Below are 16,585 nucleotides of genomic sequence, written 5' to 3' on the forward strand. Positions count from 1 at the left end.
GCAGTTAAAAACTCTTTATTAGGCGCCTGTGTTCTAGGAATATTAGTTCATTTGCTATTTTCTGGTAGTTGTTGTGGTTATGGTGTAGGTTTATTACCCCCCCGTTTTCATTATTATTTGGTTTTTCACAACTAATTAATGTTGTTGTACTTGTTGCTGTTAATCCGATTACTCCTAAAATACTTAGTAACTTTTTCATATTTTACTTCTCCTTTATTAAAATTACTTGAATGCTATAATTGATTTTATCATATATCAATAATGTATTAAATAATTTTAATATTAAATTTATAAATTAATGAAAGGTATATAAATGTTATGTATAGTCATTTAAGTTTTATTGATAGGGTTAAATTGGAAAAATTATTATTATCAAAATTATTTTTAAAAAAGAATGGTGAAATAAATATTGCACAAATTGCTAAATGTTTGAACAGAAATCGTAGTACTATTTTGCGAGAAATTAAGCGTTTTAAAACTATTGATGAATATAGTGCTTATAAGTCAGATAAAATGTATTATGAGAAAAGAAAAAAGAATAATAAAAGATATAAGTTTACAGAAGAACAATTAAATTTTATTAATATAAGATTTAATGTTTATCGTGATTCTCCATCACAACTTATTAATCGTTATTTTCTAAAGTTTGGTATTAAATTTCCTGTTTGTGTTAAAACATTGTATAAATGAATTCGTTTGGGTTTTTATGGTTTTTTAAAACAGAATTTACGTCATCGTGGTAAAAAATATAAAACAAAAGGAAAATTTGATAATCGTGGTAAATTAATTAATTTTAAATCAATATGAGATATTGAGAATAAAGAGACTGATGTTGGTTGATTTGAAATGGATACCGTAGTTGGAAAAGAGCATCAATATAGTAATTTGGTTTTAGTTGAACAAAATAGTAAAAGTTATTTTGTTATGAAATTAAAAAATCATACTGCTAATGAAGTTGTGGAAAAGTTTAAAGATATTGTTATAAGTAATAATTTATTTGGGAAAATTAAAGGAATAATAACTGATAGAGGAAAAGAATTTAGTAAATGAAGAGAATTAGAAATATTTGCTGAAACACAAGTTTATTTTTGTGACCCTGGTAAACCACAACAAAAACCATTAATTGAATATATGAATTCTGAACTTAGACAATGATTTCCTAAGGGAACTGATTTTAATAATGTTAGTCAACAAAAAATAAATTGAGTAGTTAATGTTATAAATGATAAATTAAGGCCTGTTCTTAATTGAAAAACAGCAAAAGAGGTATTTTCAGATAATTTTAAATAGGTTTATTTGAAGTAATTTAATAAATTATTTTTTAGTGTGCTTAATTTTCCTTAAAATAAAATAAAAACTATAAATATTTTGATTTTTAAAAATTTATAATTGATTTTTTATGATTTTTATTGTATTATTTGACTAATAAGATTTGTTGCACTTCATTTTACATAATTCCTGTTTTAAATAACTTTTCATCAACAATTAAATATTTAATTAATTGCTTTAATTCATATTGATTAGCATTTTCTACAAAATCTTCATCAATTCCAATTACTTCAATATCTTTAACTAATAATTTTTCTTTAATTATATTAATACCAACTTTTTTAAGTTGTTTTGGATCAAGTGATTTATCAATTTGCTCAATTTCTTCCATTACACGAACTTGCTCATCTTGAATTTGATCCATATCAAGCCCCATATCTTCACTTAAATTATTAGCTTCTTCAATTAATGCTTGTTTTTTTAATTCCTCTTCTTTAAATAATTCTTTTTGTTTTTGGATTCGTGCTTGTGTCATATTATTTTTAATTTCAATTTTATGATTTTGTAAATAATTTTCAAATGTAATAATATTAGTACGAATTCGATTTAATTCATCTTTAAAATTTTTAATTAATTGTAGTGGTTCGCGAAATAATATATCAACTTTATCCATCGCTGATGGCATATCTTTTAAATGGATATTTTCATAATTAGTAGCATTTCAAAGATTACGATGTCGCATAATAAAATCTGCAAATTCCTGCCCGTTTTCATCAATTCAATTTTTAATAGGTAACGCTAGCATTGATAAATTTTCAAAATCTGATCCTTTTATTGAAAATGGATATATTACATTTTTAACAGTATTCTTAACAGTATCACTCATTATTCTTCCTCCTCTTTACTTTCTAATTTGTCATATTCTGAATTGTCTTTTAATAATCATTTAATTCTAAAGTTATCATTTGTATTATTTCAATATCAGATAATATTACATTTACAATTATCTAAATTTATAGCGTGTTGTTCACAAACATAAAATTCTGTAAAATCTTCTTTATATAATTGTTTCGTTTCTAAATTTTTATTTAAATTATATGCCAGTTCTAATTGTTGTTTAAAAAAATTAATTTCTTTATCTTTTTTAGCAATTATATCTCTTAATCAATCAAATGTCATTTGTTCATTTTTAATTGCATTACTAATTTCATTTTTATAAAATATTTTAAATTCTTCAATTAATCCTAAAATTTGATAAGGTGGAACTGGAAATGATGTTTCCGAATAATGTATTATTATTTCATCTATTCATTCTTTAAATGTTTTCATTATCTTCTTCCTTTCTTGATAATTTATCTTCAATATGTAACGCTGCTGTTTTAGCATATTGTGAAACAAAACTATATTTTTTAGTTAGTAATTCAATTTCTTTATCTTTTTCAGCAAGTTCATTTTCATATGCTTGTAAGATATCAATTGTTTCTTCCAATTCTGTATCTGTAATTTCAAAATCTAAATATGTATACTCATTTTCATTAAGAAAATTTAATTTTTCTTCAAATCATTGAATTAATTCTTTAACTGTTTTTGTCATTTTCATTCTCCTTTACTAAATTTAAAAATATATATTTTAATACATTTGGTACTATTGAATTACCTAATTGTTTTTGAATTTGACTTTTGCTATTAACACTTAACATTTTTTCTAAATCATTTAATGTATAACCCATTAATAAAGTCATTTCATCTGTTGTTAAATAACGATATTTATCATTTAATAGAACTTTGGTTCTATCTGCTTTTGTAGTTAAAGTAGGATATAATTTTTCATCAGCATTTGGACAATAATCTCAACTATTACGTGTACCATTTAATAGAATAAAACCATTATGGAAAGTTGTTCCTTTTGGAATTTCTTTATTACCTGGAATAGTTCAATTTACAATATCTTTAAATTGATATTCTAATAGTTTTTGAGTTGGTCAAGGGAATTTTCATATTCAATTTTCATTTAATTTACTTATAATAAATATTCTTTTGCGTTTTTGTGGTATTCCATAATCTTTTGCATTTAATATTTTATAATCTGTTTCATATCCAAGATTATTAAGATATTCACAATATTTTTGAATATTCTTAAAGTTTTTTTCACTTAATACATTATCAATATTTTCGTTAATAATTCATTTAGGTTTATAAAATTTAATGATTTTTAATGTATCTCATAATAAACTCGACCTAGTACCACTATCTTTATCCATTCCTTTTAAAAAACCTGCTTTTGATATATCTTGACAAGGTCAACCACCAATAATAATGTCAATTTTTTCCTTTGTAAGATTTGCTACATCAATTTTAGTAATATCATTTAAGTTTGGTGTTTTGTAATCATTATAGATTGCTCGATATGATTGTTCTGCATAATTATCAATTTCACTAAATCATATAGTTTTATGTGGAATATTTGCAAGTTCTAATGCTCTACGAGGAGTGCCAATACCTGCAAATAATTCTATTATTTTAAACATAAATTACTCAATTTTATCAACTTTTTCATTATCTTCATTTCCAATATAATTATTTTTAGGTTTGTCAAAATATAAATGTGTTAAATTATCTATTTCTTCGGGTGTTAATTTTTTATTTTCAACTTCAATTTCATAACGATCCACAATTGCTAAACCACAATCTTTATAACAATCTGGGTAATTATCAAACATTTCATTTAATAAATCTTTTAAATTCATCATTATTATTCAACTCCTTGTCATTTAATATTTTCATTTTCTAAATCAATAATAGTTGTTCTAAAAGAAGAGTTTTCTTCCGCTGTAATTTTTGTTTCTTCTAATGTATAAAAAAATAAAGTATTTGTTGTATATTTAGTATTAATTACTAATAAGTATCTTTTATTCATAATTTATCACCTCGTAATCTGCTTCTTCATCTTCTAAATAATCACTAATTAAACCTTTAACTTCATTAATTTGATATCATTTCAAATTCAAGTAAAAATTTGTTGGCAACAAAACATTGCCCACCCAGCGTTCTTCATTACCAAATTTAAGATATAAATTTAATTCTAAATTTTCATTATCACTATCAATTTGTGCATAAATAATATATTTATTACTAATTTTTAATGCTTTATTATTAATTCATTTTTCATTTAAGTAATCACCAATACAATATGACATTTTTAATTCCTCCTAATTCTGTTTACCTAATGCTCAATGTTCATCAGTCATATCTTCAAATGAGACTGCATAACTTTTAAGCATTAATTGATTTAATTTATTAATAGTTTTTTTATTTAACTTTTTCATATAAACCTCCTATAATTTTGGTAATTTTTGGTAAATTAACTACAATGTTCTACAATTTGTAGGTGTTTGTAGTTGTAAGTACCTCCTCATCAAGTCCCCTCTAGTAGATTAATTAAGAAATACTTGCCCAGTTCTTAAAAGTTAATCAACCCCTACGCACACGATTTTATTTTTATTCTTGTTAATTAAAAGTTATGAATACAGCATTATCTGTTTATCTTAATCAAAATCATTAATTACAAAATCGCAAAAAACAAGTTAACAGTTCTAGTGGTTTCTTTACTGACAAAATGTCATGTTGGGGAACCCTTCCACTAAAAATATATAATTGTAAATTAAATAATTGTAGAACCAATATATTTAATTTTTAAAGTTAATTTTTAAATAAAAAAATCAACTCTTATTAAAGAGTTGATTTTTCCTATTTCATCCTTTATTCTACATCTTATAATAATTTCATAACTGATGAAAAACTAGTGGAGGTATAAAATATGAAAAAAATATTAACTTTGTTAACGGGCTTATCTTTAACAACAACAGCAGTTAATACTATTATTAGCTGTACAATAAAAAGTAATCCTGAACAAGCTGATGGGGGCGGCCTTGATTATCAAGGGGATTTAAAAATTTTAAATACAATTACAAAACATATTGCTGATAGTTTTCAGCAATATGCGACTGAAAAAACACTAATCGATATTAATGATTATTCAATCCCGGAATTTTAAAACTTATTTTCAATGGTAAGTGCTGCAAAACCATCTCAAAAATCAGATCGTAATGATCAACAAGTGGAACCAGCTTTATAGGCGTTAGTGAATGGTTTTTTAGCTGTTTTTGATAATCTTAATCGTAAAATTGCTGATGACTATTCAAACTATTATCCAGATAGTGTCCCAATGGCAACTGATCAGAGTGATATGAAATTTACTTTAAACTATATTGATATTAATAAATTAGGAACATTAACAAATGTTGACACGAATGGTTTAAAAGGAGTTCGCTTGGATTTTAAATTGCAACTAAAGGTTAAATTTAAATCCTTAGAAACTGGTATGCCTTTTACCTTTCAATATGCAATTACCAATGATGGTGTGCGGATGAAAAAAATTCTAACAGCTGTAACTGGGGCAGTTTCAAAAGCAATTGTTAAATTTTTTAATACAAATGGTGGTGATATTATTGTCGATCAAAATCCAGCTTATCGAAACATTTATGATAATTTTGATTTAAATTATGCTTATGATCATAGTATTCTAGATACAATTGTTCAAAATGAATTAAGTACGGCGTTACAAGCGGATTCTGGACTTGGTGATATTCGAGATAGTATTACTTATGCTCATGATGAAGAAATTTTAGCGTTATTAAATTCAATTATTAATCCTGATACAAATGGGGTGACACCATAATTACCAGAAGATGAAAAATATACTTGGGTTAATACTGGTTATGCCCCAGATAAATTAACACCAGAAAATTTTTTAACATATTATGGGGAAAAATTAAACATTTTAACAAGTAAAACTGGTCCAAAATTACAGTTAGGGCAATTTAAGGTTAACTTAGCAAAAGTGTTAGTTGCTGGGATTCCTTTAGCTGGGGTTGTCTTAAATGATGGAAAACCTTTTTATATTAATATTGGAATTACTCGTGACGGAATGATTAATAAAATTAAAAACTTTGGGCGGATTATTGCGACTTTTTACAAGTATTATCAAATTACGTGAGATATCAAGCGTTATACTGAAGGAAGAATTCAGTTAGAACCAAAGTTGCATGAAATGATGTTTGATGATCCACAAACATATACTTATAAAAAAATATGAAGTGTTTTATTAAAAAAATTTAAAGAAGATCCTAAAAATCAAACATTACCAGATCTTGATAAGTTTTGAGTATCAACATTTAGTAACAAAGACATTGTAATGCGTCGTGATATACCAAATTTACCAGAATTATAATTTAGGGTTCCAATTTGGGGTTAATTCAACAACCAATAACATTTATTATACCCCTTGACCAGTTGATAAGTGAAATATTGCGTTTAAACCACATGGTTCACCAATGTAAAAAAATAACCTTAAATTTAATCAACAATTGTGGCTTTAATTTAAAAATGGGTTTAATTTAGACTCATTTTTTCTTTAGGATTATTAACTTGTTTTGTTGTTATTTTTTGCAACTTTATAAATATAAATCTTTAATAAAGACAAGCTTTAATTTTGTCGAAAACTCTTGATGAAATAAAAAAAATCATCAATATGACAATTTGAAAACTAATTTTGTGTAAGATTATGATTTTGCTTTAAATTTTTTAAACGTTAAAATATAATACCGTTGATTGTTGGTTTGGTGTTAAACCTTTGTGTTGGTATTTTCATTTTCAGAGCTTTAAATAATTTTGAATATTAGTGAAACCCAAACCATGATAATGAATTAAGGCTTCTTTAAGACTGGATTGTAATTTACTAATCTTATTTAACTTTTGATAACTAGTATCAGGGTTTGTACTAGTTTTGGTGGAATATAGAGTAGAATTTGTTTGTTTTGCTACTAATAAATATAGTGGTTGCATATCAGAAATAATTATTGATTTTTCTTTAATTAGTTGCTTATTCATATTTTCAATAATCCATTGTTTTTGTAATCTTTTGGTATTGGTGGATTGAACAAAAATATTATTATTGCTATCAACTGCCATTTGAATACAGCATTTGGTATCAGTTGAAAATGGATCGAGATGAGTTTTTCGTTTATCAAATTTATCTTTAAAATTGCCTCTATGAATTTCTTTAATAAATGTTTCATCCATTTGGATTTGACCATTTAATTTTTTAAATTTTAACTGTGTATTTTCTAATTGTTTTGATTGCATTAATTTTTGTCGATTATATCAAGCGGTTTTTGGGGTTGTTTTAATAAAACGAGAAATTATTTTACTAGATTGTCCTAACAATGAAATTTGAATTAATAAATTTCACTGTTCATAATTTAAATGACTTCAATAAGTAAAATGATGACGAAATGCATCAAAACTAGCACGACATTTTTTACATAAATATTTTTGTTTTCCTTCGGAATTATGACCATTTTTAACACAATGAAAAGATTTGCAATTAGGACATATAATGCCTTTATCTCTAAATTTTTGATCAATTTCATTTAAACGTTTTTGTTTTTTAATTAAGTCTGCTTGTTGTTTTATTTTTTCATAAAATTCTAAAAATTGATCATCTGTTAAGCTATTTATTAATTCTGTAATTATTTTTTTCATCATTTATTTACCTCTATATATTAAAAATATACCTAATTTTAGGTATATTTTATAAATATCAAGAGTTTTCGACAAAATTAAAGAAGACAAGTGATTTTTAAAATATTATGATACTATAAATTTGAAGGTGATAATTGATGGAAGAAGTTAAATATAAAACCGCTTTACTTATTGATTATGATAATTTTAATAATGAAGAAGATTTAAAAATTTTATTAAAAGAACTAGAAATGTTTGGAGATATAATAATGAAAAAAGTTTTTTATTCTAATTTTGAAGATAAAAAACTTTCAGAAAAACTTAAGAAGTTAGGATTAATGCCAATCATACAATTGTCATATTCTACCGGAAAAAATGCGACCGATATTAGAATGACAATCGAGGCAATGGATTTAGTTTTTTTACTAGATACAGAAATGGGCAGAAAACCATATCAACGAATTCATTTTGATTTATATATTAAAGTTCTCAAGGAATTAGATTCTGGTAAACGTTATCGAGATATTATTGATAAGTATAAAGATTCAAAGATTTCACCAATGACTATTTCTAATATTTTTCGTAGTGTTGATTTAGCTGAAATAAATGAAAATTTTAAACATATGGCTCTTCCAAATAAAATAAGAGCCGATAGCAAATATGTTTACTTAGGGCTGGATGACACATTTACTAAAATTTTTAAAAAGCATAAGAAAATTGACAAAAATATGGTTAGATTAGCATATTTACATACCGGAATTGATTGGCAAAAATCTAGTAAAAAAAGACATTTCTTACAAAATAAACGATTATTAATGGTAATGTCAAAAAATGTAAATCTTAAAATGAAAGAATATCGTCAATTATTAAAGAAATTTATTAATAATAACTATGATTTAATAGGCAAGCAACTAATAGTAATGGGTGATGGTGCAGAATGAATTAAAAAATTAGCTGAATATTTGAAAACAGATTATGTCCTAGATGAATTTCATTTAATGGCTAAAGTTCATCACTGCTTTAATTTTCGTAGACTAGGTAAAGATTCAAAAAAAGAACTAACTGTAGAAGAAACTCAGAAAAAAGCAATTTATCAAGATGTATATGCTTTTGTTAGAAAAGGGGAAGTTAATTCTATTTTGGATTATTTAAAACCATTTTTGACAAAAGAAATGCAAGATATATATCCATTTTTAAAAGATAAAAAAGACAAAGTCAAAGATTTAATTCAATATATAACTACTAATACTGAAGGAATCAAAAATTATCAACAAGAATATTATATTGGTTGTCAAACTTAATCACAAATTTCACATAATGTTAAAGCATTAAAATCTTATGGTGCAAAAGCATATAGTGAGATTGTCTTTCGTAATATGTTATGCATACGAATGGCAAAAGTAAATAAATGAAATCCTATTAAATTAATTATTAATGAACATATTGAAGAAGTTAACGATGCAACAGAATATTATCGACAAAATATGTGATTCAATCCAACTAATGAAAATTCTGATTATGAACCAAAACAGGGTTCAGTACCAATTTTGAATTCAAAAGATAAAGGAATTACAAAACTAATAAGAAAAATTCTTAATTCAAAAAACTAATTAATTAAGAATTTAGGGCAAATTTTAATAATTTGCTATTTTGTTGTTGCAGAATATAAAAATTCGTGGTTTAATTATCTTAACTTAAAAAGACAAGTCTTGCTAATGCTTTTATAAATAAAAAGCATTAAATTTATGTCTACTAAACAAACACTTACTTTATTCCAACATAAAGCGGTCAAAACACCAACAACGCTTTATTTTTTGGCGATTTTAGGATATAATTATTACATAGAGTTTTGGGGTTAAATTAAAGTGGGTGCTAAATAATGAAGAGCAATGACATTAAAATTTTAAAAATTAAACCAATTAAGCAAGGCCTTCTTAACAATCAGCATTCTGATTGTCAAGAGCCTTCTTTAATTGCTAAGTCACATTTTTTTGGTGGTGAAAATAGCCATTTTTTTAATAATGGTTTTTTTGCATCAAACTCATCTGTCCCAACACAAATGATGCCACAAAATTATCCTTCTTCATTAACCCAATGCCTAGAATTAAATTTAAATCTTGATAATCCTGACGCGTTAAAAGTTTTGCATACTCAAACAGAACAGTTAGAACAAGAAAAGACAAGTTTTCACCAACGGTTAGATCGAATAAAAACAACATTTGATGAAAAAGCACCTTTTCATAATGATAACCATTTACAAGAACCGCCAGTGATGAGCAAAAAGATTGATTTAACCCATTTTAATAATAACAATCCAGTTCATCGTGTTCTTAAAGATGATCAGATTGATGTTGATCGAACAGACTTAAAAGCACAAGCGCGTGCTATTGCTCAAAAAATTGTCCAAAAAACAGAACAGGAAACAGCTCGGAAAACAAATGAGACAATTGTTGAAAATAAACCTGTTTTAAAACCAAAATCAATTTTATCAACACATTTTCCGAAGGTTAGTGCCGTTAATCCAATTCCAAAAAAAGATGTTATTGTGACACAAAGTTATAATAATAAAACTAAAAATACAGAAAGTTCATCTTGAAAAAAATCACAACCGCTTTTTAATAATAAAATAAACTTAATTAAGGAAGAAGCAAAAAAACCGCAGACAAACGAGCCTGAACAACCAAGATCTAAACCAGAAGCTAAAGGGATTAACTTAAACGTCGCATTTGGTAGCGGTTCGGAGGTTTATGATGAAGCTGATGTTATGGAATGGGATATCACAAAACGACCAAATTTAGGACTTGATCATACGACTAATAAATATTATCATCAAGAAGAAATAACCCCAAAAGAAGAAGAAAAGATAGGTTCTTTGCCAATAACGCAAAAAGATGAGTCTGAAACTGAAATACCACGGGCAATTGAAATTGATGAACCAGTAGGAAACTATCGAATCAATAATTTTTATGCAAGTTTGTTTGATACAGTAGAGTCAACTGTTAAACCAAGCAAACCAATTAAAAATGTTAAAATTAAACGAATTCGTGCAAAGAAGCAGGTAAAATCCAACGATGAGGATCTAAATCAAGAAAAGCAAAAAAATGATGTTCAACCAGCAACTTTTTTTAGCAATAGTTATCAAATTCAACGATTACCAAACGGAAGACAAAGAATTAGTAAAATTACGAAAAATAACATTATTACATGACGTAATCCAACGATTTTAACAGCACGGATTATTGCTGTTGTTGGTCTAATTCTTTTATGTGGTGCTTTTTTAATCTTTAATAATTGAATTAATAATTCATCATTGGATTTATATAATTTTATTACAACAACTTTTGGAGAATTTGATTTTATTCAAACTAACCAAGATTATTTTTTACCGAGCCGGTTGTTTATAATTATCTTGCTTAGTATCTATGCTATTGTTATTATTTTACCATTCTGTGTTATTCCTAATTTTAAAATTCAATTATATTTGCTTTTACCTTTTGGTTTATTATTATTAGGAAGTGTAATTGGAATTGCTTTGTATGGTTATTTTTACAATAATAATACTTTTCTGTTAACAAGTGGTATAATGCAAATTATTAGTTATAGTTTTTTAATATTAGCAAATATCTTAATGTTAATAGGGATTTTATTCTTAAAGCGTCAAAAAAGATAACACTAAGTTTTTTAAACTTAGTGTTTTAATGTTAAAATAATATTGCTAATTATATTATTAAGGGAAGTGATTATAAATGGAAAAAGTTGTTGTCGGCTTATCGGGAGGTGTTGACTCTTCTGTTAGCTTATATTTATTACAACAAGCTGGCTATCAAGTTGAAGGGCTGTTTATGCGAAATTGAGATAGTCAATTAAATAATGATATTTTAGGGAATAAGGCAATCAATAATCCAATTTGCCCCCAAGAAGTTGATTATAATGACGCAGCAAAAGTTAGTGCTGCTTTGAAAGTGCCATTACATCGCGTTGATTTTATTAAAGAGTATTGAGAATATGTCTTTGAATATTTTATTAGTGAGTATCAAAAAGGACGAACACCAAACCCAGATATTTTATGTAATAAATATATTAAATTTGATTATTTTTTAAAGTATGCGATTAATAATTATCAAGCTTATTTTATTGCAATGGGGCATTATGCGCGGGTACAATTTAATCAAGAAATAAATGAATATCAATTATTACGAGGAGTCGATGGTGACAAGGATCAGACTTATTTTTTAAGTCAATTAAATCAACATCAATTAGCAAAAACAATTTTTCCGTTAGGAAATTTAACCAAAAAAGAAGTTCGAGAAATTGCTAATGCACAAAATTTAATAACAGCAAATAAAAAAGATTCAACTGGAATTTGTTTTATTGGTGAACGTGATTTTAAAAACTTTTTGCAAAATTATATTCCAAATCAAAATGGTCCGATTGTTGATATTGAAACAAAAGAAGTTGTTGGAACACATAATGGTATTATGTATTATACAATTGGGCAACGACGAGGATTAAATTTAGGGGGGATGACAGAACCTTATTTTGTTGCTGGCAAAAATGCGGCAAAAAATATTTTATATGTGGCAAAAAGTAGTGAAGAAAAATGACTATATTCAACTAGTTGTCTTGTAACAGATGTTAATTGAATTAATACACTGAAAACTGATCAGTTTAACTCTACAGCAAAATTTCGTTATCGCCAAAAAGATATTCCAGTTAAAGTAACGGTTTTAAGTGATGACAAATGTCTTGTTCATTTTGATAATAAAGTAAAAGCGATAACTCCTGGTCAAGCTGCTGTTTTTTATGATGGTGATGTTTGTATTGGTGGTGGAACAATTAATGAAGTTTATTTAAATGATCAAAAACTATGTTACTTATAAGAAAGGAATATTGTAATGGCTGAAAAGATACGTGGTTATTTAAAATTAATTGTTTTTGAATCAAAGAATGGTTATCGGATTTGTAAATTTCAATTAGAAAAAGATAAAACCCATTTTATCTTTATTAAAGGTTTTTTAGCAACGTTACAACCTGATCAATTATACGAATTAACTGGTGAATTTGTTTATAATAATCGTTATGGTCAAAATTTTGAAGTTAAAGAATTAAAACAAATTGGACCCCAAAGCAATGATGAAGTTTTGAAATACTTAACAAGTAGTTTGTTTCCAACAATCGGAGCAAAAACAGCACAAAGTATTATTGATTATTATGGAAACGATATTGTTAGTAAAATTAAGGCCAATATTTTAGAACTAAAACAAATTCCAGGAGTTACTACTAAACAAGCGGATATTATTGCAAAATCATTTAACGAAATGAGCCAAGATGATGAATTAAACCATCAATTTAATCAAAAAGGGTTGTCTTTGCAAGTTTTATCATTATTAAAAACAAAATATAATGTTGATCAAATTTATGCTTTATTAACAAAAGACCCTTATTCATTACTGTTAAAAGATAATATTTCATTCAAAATAATTGATCAAATTTATTTAGCGTTTGACCAAGACCCGCTTAGTGATATTCGAATTGGTTATTATGCCTGATATTTAGCAAAAGAATTTTGTAATAATACTGGTGATACTTATTTAACATTAGATGAATTAACAGCTATTTTACAAAAACATTTTAATGATTTAACAAAAGAATCTATTTTAGCGGGGTTAAAATATAGTAAAGAAATCAACTTACTAATTTTTAAAAATGATAAAATTTATGTTGCAGAAATATATCATAGTGAGTTAAATATTGCTGCCATGTTAAGTGGTCTAAATTCAACGGATCAATATGATGAAGAAAAACTAGTAAAGCATTTAGAGAAGTTAACAAGCAAGAAACAAATTAGTTACAATGCAAATCAAACGAAAGCAATCAAAGCCGCTGTTCATTCCAATTTTTTAGTAATTATTGGTGGTCCAGGAACTGGTAAAACAACTGTAGTTGATGGAATTGTTAGTATTTTAAAGCAAGTTTATCAACAATCAAAAATTGTTTTAGCAGCACCAACCGGAAAGGCAGCAAAACGATTGCGCGAAAAAACAGGACAAAAAGCCTTAACGATTCATAAATTATTGAAATATGATGCAATTACAAATCAGTTTTTTTATAATGAAAGTAATCCGTTAGAAAATGATATTTTAATTTTAGATGAAGTTAGTATGGTTGATAGTTTGTTATTAGCTCAAATTGCCAAAGCTAGTTTAAATTTACGAAAATTAATTTTAATTGGTGATCCAAATCAGTTGCCTTCTGTTGCTTGCGGTAACACTTTACGTGATATTATCCAAAGTGATGTTTTCAATGTCATTAAGTTAGAAGAAGTTTACCGCCAAGAAGCAGGAAATGATATTTTGGAATTAAGTTATGCGATTGAGCAAGACCATTTTGAATATGATTTACTAAACAAAAAAGATTTAACTTTTATTGAAGAAACTGATCCTCATTTATTATTAACAACAATTGGTGATTTATATCAGAAACTAAATGAAGAAAAAGCAGGAGATTATAATGCAATTCAAGTAATTGCTCCGATGTATAATGGTCCTGTTGGCATTAACATGTTAAACACTTATTTACAAGATAAAATAAATCGTTCTTATGGCCAAAAAGAGATTAAAATTGGTCATCGGATTTTTCGGGTTAATGATAAAGTAATGCAATTAAAAAATCGTCCCGAGTTGGAAATTTATAATGGTGATGTTGGAGTTATTGTTGATATTAAAAAAGATAGAAACTTTAACGATGTTTTATTAATAAAATATGACAATATTGTTGAATATAGTAAAGAAATGTATTACGATATTACTTTAGCTTATGCATGTAGTGTGCACAAATTGCAAGGAAGTGAATATGATAATATCATTTTTGTTATCACTAAAAGTTTTTGAATGATGTTAAAACGGAATTTAATATATACTGCAATTAATCGAGCAAAAACAAATTTATATTTAATTGGCGAACAAAGAGCTTTTTTGCAAGGTGTTAATAATTTGCCGCAAAAACGACGAACAACGCTAGAAGAAGTTCTTAGAGGAATTATGTAAAATGAAGTGCAACAAATCTTATTAGTCAAATAATACAATAAAAATCATAAAAAATCAATTATAAATTTTTAAAAATCAAAATATTTATAGTTTTTATTTTATTTTAAGGAAAATTAAGCACACTAAAAAATAATTTATTAAATTACTTCAAATAAACCTATTTAAAATTATCTGAAAATACCTCTTTTGCTGTTTTTCAATTAAGAACAGGCCTTAATTTATCATTTATAACATTAACTACTCAATTTATTTTTTGTTGACTAACATTATTAAAATCAGTTCCCTTAGGAAATCATTGTCTAAGTTCAGAATTCATATATTCAATTAATGGTTTTTGTTGTGGTTTACCAGGGTCACAAAAATAAACTTGTGTTTCAGCAAATATTTCTAATTCTCTTCATTTACTAAATTCTTTTCCTCTATCAGTTATTATTCCTTTAATTTTCCCAAATAAATTATTACTTATAACAATATCTTTAAACTTTTCCACAACTTCATTAGCAGTATGATTTTTTAATTTCATAACAAAATAACTTTTACTATTTTGTTCAACTAAAACCAAATTACTATATTGATGCTCTTTTCCAACTACGGTATCCATTTCAAATCAACCAACATCAGTCTCTTTATTCTCAATATCTCATATTGATTTAAAATTAATTAATTTACCACGATTATCAAATTTTCCTTTTGTTTTATATTTTTTACCACGATGACGTAAATTCTGTTTTAAAAAACCATAAAAACCCAAACGAATTCATTTATACAATGTTTTAACACAAACAGGAAATTTAATACCAAACTTTAGAAAATAACGATTAATAAGTTGTGATGGAGAATCACGATAAACATTAAATCTTATATTAATAAAATTTAATTGTTCTTCTGTAAACTTATATCTTTTATTATTCTTTTTTCTTTTCTCATAATACATTTTATCTGACTTATAAGCACTATATTCATCAATAGTTTTAAAACGCTTAATTTCTCGCAAAATAGTACTACGATTTCTGTTCAAACATTTAGCAATTTGTGCAATATTTATTTCACCATTCTTTTTTAAAAATAATTTTGATAATAATAATTTTTCCAATTTAACCCTATCAATAAAACTTAAATGACTATACATAACATTTATATACCTTTCATTAATTTATAAATTTAATATTAAAATTATTTAATACATTATTGATATATGATAAAATCAATTATAGCATTCAAGTAATTTTAATAAAGGAGAAGTAAAATATGAAAAAGTTACTAAGTATTTTAGGAGTAATCGGATTAACAGCAACAAGTACAACAACATTAATTAGTTGTGAAAAACCAAATAATAATGAAAACGGGGGGGGGGTAATAAACCTACACCATAACCACAACAACTACCAGAAAATAGCAAATGAACTAATATTCCTAGAACACAGGCGCCTAATAAAGAATTTTTAACTGCTACTAATAAATGATATTTTTATGGAGAAAAAAGAAATGGTCAATATTTGCTTACAAAATTTTATTTTGATAATAATTTTATTAATAATCAAAACACTTGATGACAACACTTAAAAAATGATTCAGATTTTATTTGAAACTATAATTTAGTATATCGTTGAAATAAAAACAATGAACCACAAATACCAGAAATTAATAAAGACACGGGACTAATAATTGATTGAAAAGAATAAAAGGAC

The 16,585-nt window shown here is 25.7% G+C and carries 21 protein-coding genes; 11 read left to right on the top strand and 10 right to left on the bottom strand.

Translation table 4 applies throughout. From position 1 onward, the window contains the following. Positions 1-4: 4 nt before the first annotated feature. A complete protein-coding gene (locus tag AACK91_RS08380) occupies positions 5-199 on the bottom strand; it encodes a lipoprotein (protein ID WP_338965832.1) in 195 nt (64 codons plus the stop codon). A 119-nt stretch (positions 200-318) separates the two neighbouring features. Between AACK91_RS08380 and AACK91_RS08385 the strand changes: the two genes are divergently transcribed. Next, positions 319-1,290 (top strand): IS30 family transposase, encoded by a 972-nt coding sequence (locus AACK91_RS08385; RefSeq protein ID WP_338965834.1) that lies wholly within the window; start codon positions 319-321, stop codon positions 1,288-1,290. Between the two features lie 157 nt (positions 1,291-1,447). Here AACK91_RS08385 and AACK91_RS08390 read toward each other — a convergent pair whose 3' ends face one another. Genes AACK91_RS08390 through AACK91_RS08420 form a run of 7 tightly spaced genes read right to left on the bottom strand, consistent with a single transcriptional unit; the run spans position 1,448 to position 4,466 of the window. Beyond that, complete coding sequence (locus tag AACK91_RS08390; RefSeq protein ID WP_338965837.1) at positions 1,448-2,155, bottom strand: hypothetical protein; 708 nt, start codon at positions 2,153-2,155, stop codon at positions 1,448-1,450. Further along, complete coding sequence (locus AACK91_RS08395; RefSeq protein ID WP_338965839.1) at positions 2,155-2,598, bottom strand: hypothetical protein; 444 nt, start codon at positions 2,596-2,598, stop codon at positions 2,155-2,157. The genes AACK91_RS08390 and AACK91_RS08395 overlap by 1 nt, the downstream gene beginning before the upstream one ends. Beyond that, complete coding sequence (locus AACK91_RS08400) at positions 2,585-2,863, bottom strand: hypothetical protein (RefSeq protein ID WP_338965841.1); 279 nt, start codon at positions 2,861-2,863, stop codon at positions 2,585-2,587. Before AACK91_RS08400 ends, AACK91_RS08395 begins: the two co-directional genes overlap by 14 nt. Next, positions 2,847-3,797, bottom strand: coding sequence for a DNA (cytosine-5-)-methyltransferase (gene dcm, locus AACK91_RS08405; RefSeq protein ID WP_338965844.1), 951 nt, complete (start codon positions 3,795-3,797; stop codon positions 2,847-2,849). The genes AACK91_RS08400 and dcm overlap by 17 nt, the downstream gene beginning before the upstream one ends. Positions 3,798-3,800: 3 nt before the next feature. Continuing rightward, complete coding sequence (locus tag AACK91_RS08410; protein WP_338965845.1) at positions 3,801-4,019, bottom strand: hypothetical protein; 219 nt, start codon at positions 4,017-4,019, stop codon at positions 3,801-3,803. Between the two features lie 2 nt (positions 4,020-4,021). Then, positions 4,022-4,186 carry a hypothetical protein gene (locus AACK91_RS08415; RefSeq protein ID WP_338965846.1) on the bottom strand — a complete coding sequence of 55 codons (165 nt, stop codon included), beginning with the start codon at positions 4,184-4,186 and terminating at the stop codon, positions 4,022-4,024. Beyond that, entirely contained in the window at positions 4,179-4,466 is a 288-nt protein-coding gene (locus AACK91_RS08420; RefSeq protein ID WP_338965847.1) for a hypothetical protein, read from the bottom strand. Before AACK91_RS08420 ends, AACK91_RS08415 begins: the two co-directional genes overlap by 8 nt. A gap of 620 nt (positions 4,467-5,086) precedes the next feature. Here AACK91_RS08420 and AACK91_RS08425 point away from each other — a divergent pair. From AACK91_RS08425 to AACK91_RS08435, 3 genes are all read left to right on the top strand, one after another. After that, positions 5,087-5,323, top strand: coding sequence for a lipoprotein (locus AACK91_RS08425; RefSeq protein WP_338965848.1), 237 nt, complete (start codon positions 5,087-5,089; stop codon positions 5,321-5,323). A gap of 87 nt (positions 5,324-5,410) precedes the next feature. Beyond that, positions 5,411-6,007, top strand: coding sequence for a hypothetical protein (locus AACK91_RS08430; protein WP_338965850.1), 597 nt, complete (start codon positions 5,411-5,413; stop codon positions 6,005-6,007). Positions 6,008-6,169: 162 nt separating this feature from the next. After that, the gene (locus AACK91_RS08435) at positions 6,170-6,559 is read left to right on the top strand and encodes a hypothetical protein (protein WP_338965852.1); all 390 of its coding nucleotides are present in this window, start codon (positions 6,170-6,172) and stop codon (positions 6,557-6,559) included. 353 nt (positions 6,560-6,912) lie between these two features. On the opposite strand, the gene AACK91_RS08440 is transcribed toward AACK91_RS08435, so the two are convergent. Further along, positions 6,913-7,875, bottom strand: coding sequence for an IS1/IS1595 family N-terminal zinc-binding domain-containing protein (locus AACK91_RS08440; protein ID WP_338963592.1), 963 nt, complete (start codon positions 7,873-7,875; stop codon positions 6,913-6,915). 134 nt (positions 7,876-8,009) lie between these two features. Between AACK91_RS08440 and AACK91_RS08445 the strand changes: the two genes are divergently transcribed. The 5 genes from AACK91_RS08445 to AACK91_RS08465 all read left to right on the top strand — a co-directional run bounded on the left by AACK91_RS08445 (position 8,010) and on the right by AACK91_RS08465 (position 14,897). After that, positions 8,010-9,152, top strand: a complete 1,143-nt coding sequence (locus tag AACK91_RS08445) for an Mbov_0401 family ICE element transposase-like protein (protein WP_338965854.1) — start codon at positions 8,010-8,012, stop codon at positions 9,150-9,152. Positions 9,153-9,227: 75 nt separating this feature from the next. Then, positions 9,228-9,461, top strand: a complete 234-nt coding sequence (locus AACK91_RS08450) for a hypothetical protein (RefSeq protein ID WP_338965856.1) — start codon at positions 9,228-9,230, stop codon at positions 9,459-9,461. Between the two features lie 269 nt (positions 9,462-9,730). Then, a complete protein-coding gene (locus AACK91_RS08455) occupies positions 9,731-11,521 on the top strand; it encodes an ABC transporter permease (RefSeq protein ID WP_338965858.1) in 1,791 nt (596 codons plus the stop codon). A gap of 76 nt (positions 11,522-11,597) precedes the next feature. Further along, positions 11,598-12,731 (top strand): tRNA 2-thiouridine(34) synthase MnmA, encoded by a 1,134-nt coding sequence (gene mnmA, locus AACK91_RS08460; RefSeq protein WP_338965859.1) that lies wholly within the window; start codon positions 11,598-11,600, stop codon positions 12,729-12,731. 15 nt (positions 12,732-12,746) lie between these two features. Then, positions 12,747-14,897, top strand: a complete 2,151-nt coding sequence (locus tag AACK91_RS08465) for an ATP-dependent RecD-like DNA helicase (RefSeq protein ID WP_338965861.1) — start codon at positions 12,747-12,749, stop codon at positions 14,895-14,897. Between the two features lie 157 nt (positions 14,898-15,054). On the opposite strand, the gene AACK91_RS08470 is transcribed toward AACK91_RS08465, so the two are convergent. Beyond that, positions 15,055-16,026 carry an IS30 family transposase gene (locus AACK91_RS08470; protein WP_338965834.1) on the bottom strand — a complete coding sequence of 324 codons (972 nt, stop codon included), beginning with the start codon at positions 16,024-16,026 and terminating at the stop codon, positions 15,055-15,057. Positions 16,027-16,145: 119 nt separating this feature from the next. Between AACK91_RS08470 and AACK91_RS08475 the strand changes: the two genes are divergently transcribed. Further along, a complete protein-coding gene (locus tag AACK91_RS08475) occupies positions 16,146-16,343 on the top strand; it encodes a lipoprotein (RefSeq protein WP_338964626.1) in 198 nt (65 codons plus the stop codon). Between the two features lie 50 nt (positions 16,344-16,393). Continuing rightward, on the top strand, positions 16,394-16,579 hold the full coding sequence (locus AACK91_RS08480; RefSeq protein ID WP_338965864.1) for a hypothetical protein: 186 nt from the start codon (positions 16,394-16,396) through the stop codon (positions 16,577-16,579). Positions 16,580-16,585: the final 6 nt, after the last annotated feature.

The sequence above is a fragment of the Spiroplasma endosymbiont of Sarcophaga carnaria genome, from assembly GCF_964019595.1.
Classification (GTDB): Bacteria; Bacillota_I; Bacilli_A; order Mycoplasmatales; family Mycoplasmataceae; genus Spiroplasma; species Spiroplasma poulsonii.